This window comes from Tahibacter caeni (assembly GCF_024609805.1).
In the GTDB taxonomy this organism is placed as follows: domain Bacteria; phylum Pseudomonadota; class Gammaproteobacteria; order Xanthomonadales; family Rhodanobacteraceae; genus Tahibacter; species Tahibacter caeni.
On sequence record NZ_JANFVR010000210.1, the window covers coordinates 1 to 8,445 of the forward strand.

7 protein-coding genes are annotated in these 8,445 nt (G+C 70.3%); 5 read left to right on the forward strand and 2 right to left on the reverse strand.

Features of this window, described 5'->3' with window-relative positions; genetic code table 11:
• Positions 1–1,581, forward strand: a 1,581-nt coding sequence (locus tag NON22_RS16205; RefSeq protein ID WP_425507990.1) for a vWA domain-containing protein, incomplete at its 5' end; no start/stop codon positions are given.
• An 80-nt stretch (positions 1,582–1,661) separates the two neighbouring features.
• Here NON22_RS16205 and NON22_RS16210 read toward each other — a convergent pair.
• Positions 1,662–2,303, reverse strand: coding sequence for a YiiX family permuted papain-like enzyme (locus NON22_RS16210; protein ID WP_257387985.1), 642 nt, complete (start codon positions 2,301–2,303; stop codon positions 1,662–1,664).
• An 18-nt stretch (positions 2,304–2,321) separates the two neighbouring features.
• On the opposite strand from NON22_RS16210, the gene NON22_RS16215 reads away from it, so the two are divergent.
• Genes NON22_RS16215 through NON22_RS16225 form a run of 3 tightly spaced genes read left to right on the forward strand, consistent with a single transcriptional unit; the run spans position 2,322 to position 4,064 of the window.
• The gene (locus NON22_RS16215) at positions 2,322–3,164 is read left to right on the forward strand and encodes an alpha/beta hydrolase (RefSeq protein ID WP_257387986.1); all 843 of its coding nucleotides are present in this window, start codon (positions 2,322–2,324) and stop codon (positions 3,162–3,164) included.
• A complete protein-coding gene (locus NON22_RS16220; RefSeq protein ID WP_257387987.1) occupies positions 3,161–3,817 on the forward strand; it encodes a DUF1287 domain-containing protein in 657 nt (218 codons plus the stop codon). The genes NON22_RS16215 and NON22_RS16220 overlap by 4 nt, the downstream gene beginning before the upstream one ends.
• Entirely contained in the window at positions 3,807–4,064 is a 258-nt protein-coding gene (locus tag NON22_RS16225) for a hypothetical protein (protein WP_257387988.1), read from the forward strand. Before NON22_RS16220 ends, NON22_RS16225 begins: the two co-directional genes overlap by 11 nt.
• A 161-nt stretch (positions 4,065–4,225) precedes the next feature.
• On the opposite strand, the gene NON22_RS16230 is transcribed toward NON22_RS16225, so the two are convergent.
• Complete coding sequence (locus tag NON22_RS16230; protein ID WP_425507991.1) at positions 4,226–5,950, reverse strand: alkaline phosphatase family protein; 1,725 nt, start codon at positions 5,948–5,950, stop codon at positions 4,226–4,228.
• Positions 5,951–6,227: 277 nt separating this feature from the next.
• Here NON22_RS16230 and NON22_RS16235 point away from each other — a divergent pair, with 277 nt between their 5' ends.
• Entirely contained in the window at positions 6,228–8,222 is a 1,995-nt protein-coding gene (locus NON22_RS16235; protein ID WP_257387989.1) for a bifunctional 2',3'-cyclic-nucleotide 2'-phosphodiesterase/3'-nucleotidase, read from the forward strand.
• Positions 8,223–8,445: the final 223 nt, after the last annotated feature.

Sequence of the window (8,445 nt, forward strand, 5' to 3'; positions counted from 1 at the left end):
CCGGCGCCGGCCGTGGCGCAGACCGCCGCCGGCGCGCCGCCGCAGACGCTGGCCAACTATTCGGGCCTCTGGCGCCAGCGCGCCGACCGGCCGGCGGCCGGCGTGATCGCGCAGCGTTTCGCCGGCCAGCCGGCAAATACCGAGCGCTACCAGGACAACGCCGACAATCCGCTGCAGATCACCGCGCAGAATCCGGTATCGACGTTCTCGATCGACGTCGACACCGGCAGCTATACCAACGTGCGGCGCATGCTAGTCGCTCATCAGTTGCCGCCGGCCGACGCGGTGCGCGCCGAGGAATTCCTCAACTACTTCGACTACGGTTATGCGCCGCCGGCCACGCGCGACACGCCGTTCAGCGTGACGACCGAGCTCGCCGCGGCGCCGTGGAACGCGCAGCGCAAGCTGCTGCTCGTCGGCATCAAGGGCTACGAGCTGCCGACCCGCGACCTGCCGCCGTCGAATCTCGTATTCCTGATCGACACGTCGGGGTCGATGCATTCGCCGGACAAGCTGCCGCTGCTCGTCGACGCGTTCAAGCAGATGGTGCCGAACCTGCGCGCGGGGGACCGCGTGTCCATCGTGGCCTATGCCGGCAGCGCCGGCCTCGTGCTGCCGCCGACGCCGGGCGACATGCACGAGAAGATCATCGGTGCGCTGGACGGCCTCAGCGCCGGCGGTTCGACCAACGGCGGCGCCGGCATCCAGCTGGCCTATTCGGTCGCGCGGCAGAACTTCGTGAGGGGCGGCGTCAACCGCGTCGTGCTCGCGACCGACGGCGACTTCAACGTCGGCACGACCGACGACACCGCGCTGAAGACGCTGGTCGCGCGCGAGCGCGAGAACGGCGTCGCGCTGACCACGCTGGGCTTCGGCGCCGGCAACTACAACGAGCAGCTGGCCGAACAGCTCGCCGACATCGGCAACGGCAACCACGCCTACATCGACACGATAGGCGAGGCGCGCAAAGTGCTCGTGGCCGAGGCCGGCGGCACCCTGTACACGATCGCCAAGGATGTGAAGATCCAGGTCGAATTCAACCCGGCCGCGGTCGCCGAATACCGCCTGATCGGCTACGAGAACCGCCAGCTGCGCCGCGAGGATTTCAACAACGACAAGGTCGACGCCGGCGAGATCGGCGCCGGCCACGACGTGACGGCGCTGTACGAGCTGACTCTCGTCGGCGACGGCGGCGCGCAGGTCGATCCGCTGCGCTACGGCGGTGACAAGCCGGCTGCCAGGGCGTCGGCCGACGAGCTCGCGTTCGTCAAGCTGCGCTACAAGCAGCCCGATGCGGACGTCAGCCGGCTGATCGAGCGGCCGCTGCGCAGGAGCGAGCTGCAGGCCAGCCCGAGTCCGCGCCTGCGCTTCGCCGCGGCCGTCGCCGCCTTCGCCGACAGCCTGCGCGGCGGCACGCATCTCGGCGATTTCAACCTCGACCGCATCGCGGCGCTCGCGCGCGACGCCGGCGATGCCGACGACGCGGAAGGCCATCGCGCCGAGTTCGTGCGGCTGATCGAGACCGCGCGCCGGCTCAAGCACGGCGAGCAGCGTCCGGAAATCGCCGTCGCCGGCGATTGATGCGCCGAGGTTCCGCCTTCGCGTCCGCGCGCCGGCCCGTCCGGCGCGCGGTCGTCTGCGCGCGCCGCGGACGCGAACGATCAGCGCTCGTCGACGAGCACGAGCTCCGTGCTGTCGAAGATGGTCTGCGGCGAGATGACGGGTTCCTGCAGCGGCAGGCGCGTGCCGTAGCGCTCGCGCAGCTTGGCGGCGACGAGCGGGTCGGCCAGGTCGAACTCGGCCAGGCGCCGGGTTTCGCCCAGGTGCAGGCCGAACGCGCGCTCGTAGGCCTTCCAGACGAGCTCGGAGCAGTAGATGCGCGCATCGGACCATTCGAACGTGAGGTCGTAGGGCCTGCCGGCCAGCGCCTGCGCGGCGCTGCGCAGGCGCGCCGCGCCGGCCGTGTCGAGGCGCGCATCGGCTTCGCGCCAGCGCTTGACCACGTAGTGGCCGCCGGCGCCGCGCGCGGTCCACTGCGCGAGCGGCGTGAAGCGGACCGTCGCGACGGCCTCGAACACATACGGCTTGCCCTGGCGATGCAGGATCAGGCCCATGTGGCTGTAGCGCGAATGCGTCGCGCGCTGGATCGCCGCGCTCTGCGCCGAGCGCGACGTGTGGAAGATGACGTCGCCGTCGCGCAGGGCCGGCGGCGCCGCGGCGGCCGGCACGGCGAGGACGAGCAGCAGCAGGAACGGGCTGCGCCGGTTCGCGGCCGGACTACGATGGGCAATCGGGTGAGCCATGAATTTCCGGAGTGGGTGATGAAACGAAGCGCGATACGCGGGACGGCCGCCGTGCTGCTGCTGGCGGCCCTGGCCTATGCCGGCTACGCCGCGGTTTTCTATGCGGCGCAGCGCCAGCTGCTGTTTCCGCTGGCCGGCGCGCCGCATCCGTTCCGCACGGCGCTGGCCGCGCCGGCGCAGCTGGTCGAGGCGCCCGTATCTTACGGCCGCGCGCGCGGCGTGTTCCTGCCGGCGGCGAGCGCGGCGCCGGCGCCGGCCCTGCTGTTCTTCCACGGCAACGGCGAAACCGTCGCGCAGCATCTGCACGGCTTCGACGCATTGCGCGCGGCAGGCCTGCACGTGCTGCTCGTCGAGCTGCCGGGCTATGACGGCGCCGACGGCGCGCCGGAATTCGACAGCCTCGTCGAAGCCGCGACGGCGGCCTACGACTGGCTCGCGCGCCGGCCGGCCGTCGACGCGACACGCATCGTCGCGCTCGGCCGCTCGATCGGCGGCGCCTCGGCGGCCGAGCTCACGCGCCATCGCCCGCTCGCGGCGCTGGTGCTGCTGTCGACGTTCGCGTCGACGGCCGATCTCGCGAACGACCGTCTGCTGCCGGGCTGGCTCGCCCGCGACCGCTTCGATTCGGCCGCGCGCATCAAGGCTTTCCCGCAGGCGGTGCTGCTGATGCACGGCGACGACGATGCACTGATTCCGCCGGCGCACGCGCGCAGGATGGCTGCCGCCTCGCCGCGCACGCGGCTGTACCGCGAAGCCTGCGGCCACAACGACTGCGCGTATTTCAGCCGCAACTTCGCGCGGCTCGTCGGCGATTTCCTGCGCGCGCAGCGCGTGCTGCCGGCGCAGGCGCCGCCGGCATGAGCGTGGTCACGGCGACTGCCGCGACGGGCGCCGGCGGCGGCAGCGCGATCCGCAACACGGCGAGGCGACGCGTCGTCCGGACCATTTTCTGCGCGCTGCTTGCCCTGTTGCTGCCGGCATTGCCGGCGGCGGAGCCCGCGTTCCCGGCGAATCTGCTCGGCGCGGCCGCGGCCCAGGTCGGCGTGACCCTGCGCTACGACGCGGCCTACGCGCGCATCGCCTATCCCGGCGGCGACGTGCCGATCGAGCGCGGCGTCTGCACCGACGTCGTGATCCGCGCCTATCGCGCGATCGGCGTCGACCTGCAGCAGCGCGTGCACGAGGACATGCGCGCAAACTGGGCAGCGTATCCGAAGCTTTGGGGACTGCGCGGACCCGACCGCAACATCGACCATCGGCGCGTGCCCAATCTCGCGACGTTCTTCGCGCGCCATGGCCGCGCCTTGCCGCTGAACCAGAGCGACGCCGCGATCTACGCGCCCGGCGACATCGTGACCTGGATGCTGCCCGGCAATCTGCCGCACATCGGCCTCGTCACCGCGCAGCGCCGCGACGGCCGGCCGCTGATCGTGCACAACATCGGCGCCGGCACGCAGGTCGAGGACCGCTTGTTCGACTATCCGATCACCGGGCATTACCGCTATGAGCCTTGATCCGGCACAGGAACCCGCGAGTCGCAAAGTCTTCTTCGCCGATTTCAACCATTTCGCCGAAGACGGCCTGCTATGGCTCGACTATCCGACGACTCACGCGCAGCTGCGCGACTGCGGCCTGGTCATGGCGTTGGGGCTGCGGCTCACCGTGTCTGACGGCGATGTCACTGCCGATGTCGTGGTCAGCGCCGGGCCCGCCGGCGGCTGGCGAGGCCGGATCGTCTCGGAAATGATCGACCGCTCGTGATCCGCGGCCTGGCGGCCGTCGAAAAACCTGCCAAGGAATCCCGACGGGACGGCATGAGAGTCGATCGCGCGGCGACCGGCTTCGGGAAATCTGCGCGAGCTTCGCCGGTGCTGTTTCGATCGGGAAACGGACGGATCCGTTTCCCGCCCTGCTGCCGGAGGTCATTTCCCGAGCAGCTTCGCGCGATCCGGCAGGTTGACCGGCACCTTGTCGGCATTGCAGCTGCCGTTGCGGCACAGCGTGTCGCGCAGCAGCGGGGAACTCTGCACGATGACGTGGAAGATCACGTTCTGTTCGAGCTCGCCGTGGAAGGCCTGGGCGCCGGGACCGCGCGCGAAGATCGCGACGTCCTCGCCGCCGTGGCTTTCGCTCATGAACGGCACGGTCGATTCCTGCATGTAGTCCGGCGCCTGCGTGTCGACCTTGCTGAGGTCCGGGCGGCGGCTGGCCGGCTTGCCGAGGCTGCGATAGTAGTGCGGGTAGGTCTTCGGGCCTTCGGGCTGCTGGTCGCTCGCGCCGACGTAGCCGGGGCCGTTGGCATAGCCCAGCGTCGTGTACGGCAGCTTGTGCTGATCCAGCGCGAGCGCCGAGCCGGAGTCCTCGAAATCCGAACCGCCGTGGACCAGGCCGAGTATCGGATTGCCGCGCTGCGGATAGCCGGCGAAGGTCAGCGTGTGCGCGTGGTCGGCCGTGACGACGATCAGCGTGTCGGCCGCGTCGGTCTCGTCGAGCGCGGCCTGCACCGCCTCGGAGAACGCGATCGTGTCGGTCAGCGCGCGATAGGCGTTGCCGGCGTGGTGCGCATGGTCGATGCGGCCGCCTTCGACCATCAGGAAGTAACCCTTCGGATTCTTCTTCAGCAGCTTCAGCGCCGTGCGCGTCATCTCGGCGAGGCTGGGCTCGTCGGCGGCGACGCGGCCGTTCTCGTTGGCCGGCGGATTCGTGCGGTCGTGCTCGAAGCGCATGTGCGAACGTTCGAACAGGCCGAGCAAGTGGGTCGTCTTCGAAGCGTCCACGGCGTCGAACTGCTGCTTGTTCCAGACGTAGGTCGCGCCGGGACGCGCGCTCCATTGCCCGATCAGGTCGTGCTGGTCCAGGCGCTTGCCCGGGCGGCCGGGTTCTTCCGGATCGCGCTGGATCGGCAGCATGAAGTTTTCGCGGCCGCCGCCGAGGACGACTTCGAGGCCGTCGCCGAACGGCTGCTCGACGAGCTGGCGCGCGAAGTCGACGCAGTCGCCGCCGGCCGGCGACTGGCCGACGTCGACGTCGGCTTCCCAGTTGCGTTCGGGCAGGTGGCCGTAGGTCGCCGCGGGTGTCGCGTGCGTGACCTTGGTCGTCGTCACCGCGCCGGTGGACATGCCGGCGAGTTCGGCGAGCTCCAGGGCCGTGACGAGTTCTTGGCCGCGGCTCGACGCGCAGTCGGCGCGATCGGCGGCCTGGCTCACGCCGATGAAGCCGGCCTTGGTCTTCACGCCGGTCATGATCGCGGTCATGGTGCCGGCCGAGTCCGGCGTCTGCGAATCGGTTTCGTAGGTACGGCTCAGCGCCGTGTACGGCAGAGTCTCGAACGACAGCCGCGCGCTCTCGCCGTCCTTGCCCAGGCGCTGGCCGAGCAGGATGTGCGCCGCGGCGATCGTCGTGATGCTCATGCCGTCGCCGAGGAACACGATGACGTTCTTTGCCTTCGGCGGCGTCGCGCCGACGTTGGTCCGGGCCGCAGCCGCGCCGGCCGTGAACCACCACTGCGCGGTTTCCTGCTGCGGACGCTGGATATCCGGCACGGCGATGTCCGCAACGGCGGCTCGATGCGAGGCCGGGCCGGGCTGGCTCGCGCAGGCGGTGAGGATCAGGGCGGCGGCGGCAGGCAGCAGACGCAATGGCTTCACGGCAGTTCTCCGGTCGGGTTCGCGACGTTAAGCAGGCAGTGTGACAGCCCGGCGTCGCCGCAGCCATCCGGCACGGGACCGGCCGGACATGCGACGGACGCAGGCCGATGCTAAGGTTCGCGCTTTCGGGAGCCGGCTCCGCAGGCCTGCGCGGCGCGGCTTCCCGTTCTGCCGCATCTCCTCAAGACCCGCCGGGCGCTCGCGTCTCGAGTGCCCGGCTGCCCCTTCCGTGCGAGGGGGCTTGCCGCCGACACCGAACGCCGAGGTTTTCCGACCCATGTCCCGCGCCCTGATCGCCCTGAGCCTCGCGCTCGCCCTGTCTGCCTGCGCCAGCGGCGGCGGCAAGGTGTCCCGTCTCGAAGACGGCGCCCGCGCCGACGTCGCGCTGCTCGAAACGACCGACCTGCACGCCAACGTGCTGAGCTTCGACTACTTCAAGGGCGTGATCGACCCGACCATAGGCTTCGAGCGTGTCGCGACCCTGATCCGCGAGGCGCGCCGCGAGAATCCCAACCATTTCCTGTTCGACGACGGCGACACGATCCAGGGCACCTCGCTCGCCGACTACCAGGCGCTGGCCGAGCGGCTGCCATGCACGCAGGAGCTGGCGACCTACAAGGCCATGGACGCGCTGGGCTACGACGCCGGCACGATCGGCAATCACGAATTCAACTACGGCCTGGATTTCCTGGCCCAGGTCACCGGCACGCCGTTCGCGGCCGACGGCGTCGCTTCGCAGACCTGCAAGGGCCCGGCCTTCCCGCTCGTGCTGTCCAACGTGTTCTCCGCGCGCGACGGCAAGCCGCTGTACCGGCCGTGGCTCGTCGTCGAGAAGACCATCACGGCCTATACGCCCGACGGCAGCGCGCTGCAGGTGCCGCTGCGCGTCGGCGTGCTCGGTTTCGCGCCGCCGCCGATCCTCAAGTGGGACAAGCGCAATCTCGAGGGCAAGGTGACCGTGCTCGGCGTCGTCGAGGCCGCGCAGAAGTACCTGCCCGAGCTGCGCGCGCAGAAGGTCGATCTCGTCGTCGCGGTGTCCCACGGCGGCCTGAATCCGTCGCCGTACAGCAAAGACATGGAGAACGCGAACTGGCACCTGGCCGGCGTCGAAGGCATCGACGCGATCATGCTCGGCCATTCGCACGACACCTTTCCGAACGCGACGAATCCGAAGTCGCGCTTCAACAACATGTCCGAGGTCGACAACGAACGCGGCTTCGTGCGCGGCGTGCCGGCCGTCATGGGCAGCTTCTGGGGCAAGGCGCTCGGCGTGATCAAGCTCGCGCTCGAGCGCAAGGACGGCCGCTGGCAGATCGTCAAGGACAAGACCTATACCCAGGTGCGCAGCATCTGCGCGAAGGACCAGGACTGCGTCGCGCCGGATCCGGAGATCGCGCGCATCGTCGACGCCGAGCACCGCGCGACGATGAAGTGGGTCGACACGGCGATCGGCCAGACCGAGGTGCGCCTGAGCACGTACTTCGCCGACCAGGGCGACGTCAGCGCGCTCGGCGTGATCAACGCGGCGCAGCGCGCGTTCACGCAGGACTGGATCGCGAGCGAGCGGCCCGACCTCGCCGGCGTGCCGGTGCTGTCGGCTGCGGCCGCGTTCAAGGGCGGCTTCGCCGGCGCCGAGGACTACAGCGACGTCAAGCCGGGCCGGCTCACGATCAAGAGCGCGGCGGACCTGTACCTCTATCCGAACACGATCGCCGCGGTGAAGATCGACGGCGCGACCTTGAAGAACTGGCTCGAAAAATCCGCCGAGCGCTTCAACCGGCTCGATCCGCAGTCGGCCGAGGCGCAGGCGCTGATCAACACGCGCGTGCCGACCTACAACTTCGACGTGATCCAGGGCGGCGGCCTGAGCTACACGATCGACCTGTCGCGCGCGGCCGGCGAGCGCATCGTGAAGCTCGAGGCCGGCGGCAAGCCGGTGCGGCCGGACCAGCCCTTCATCGTCGCGACGAACAACTACCGCGCGAGCGGCAGCGGCGGCATCCCGGGCCTCGACGGCAAGAACATCGTCATGTCGGTCGAGACCACCAACCGCGACGTGGTCATCGACTGGCTCAAGGCGCATCCGACGCTCAGGCGCAGCGACATCGACGCGAGCCCGGTGCATTTCGCGCCGCTGAAGCTCAAGACGCCGGCGACGTTCCGCGCGCGCGCAGGCCAGGCCGACGTGGCCAGGGCCAACGGCGTCGCCGGCGCGATCCGCGAGCTCAAGGACAACGGCGACGGCACGGCGACGTACAGCTTCTCGCCGTGATCGTCGACGCCGCGCGCCGGGCCCCGGGCACGGGGCGCGGCGTTCAGCCGCGGTGAGGTTCGCGCGATAGCGTGCCGGCTGCACGCTGCGGCGCCGGTGCCGCGGGCTACACTCGCGCCATGAGCAAGAAGACCGACGAGCCGGGCAACGACGCCGCGACGCCGGCGCCCCCGGCCAAGCCGCGCAGCCGATCCGCCGAGCCCGCAGACCCCGCGGCCAAGCC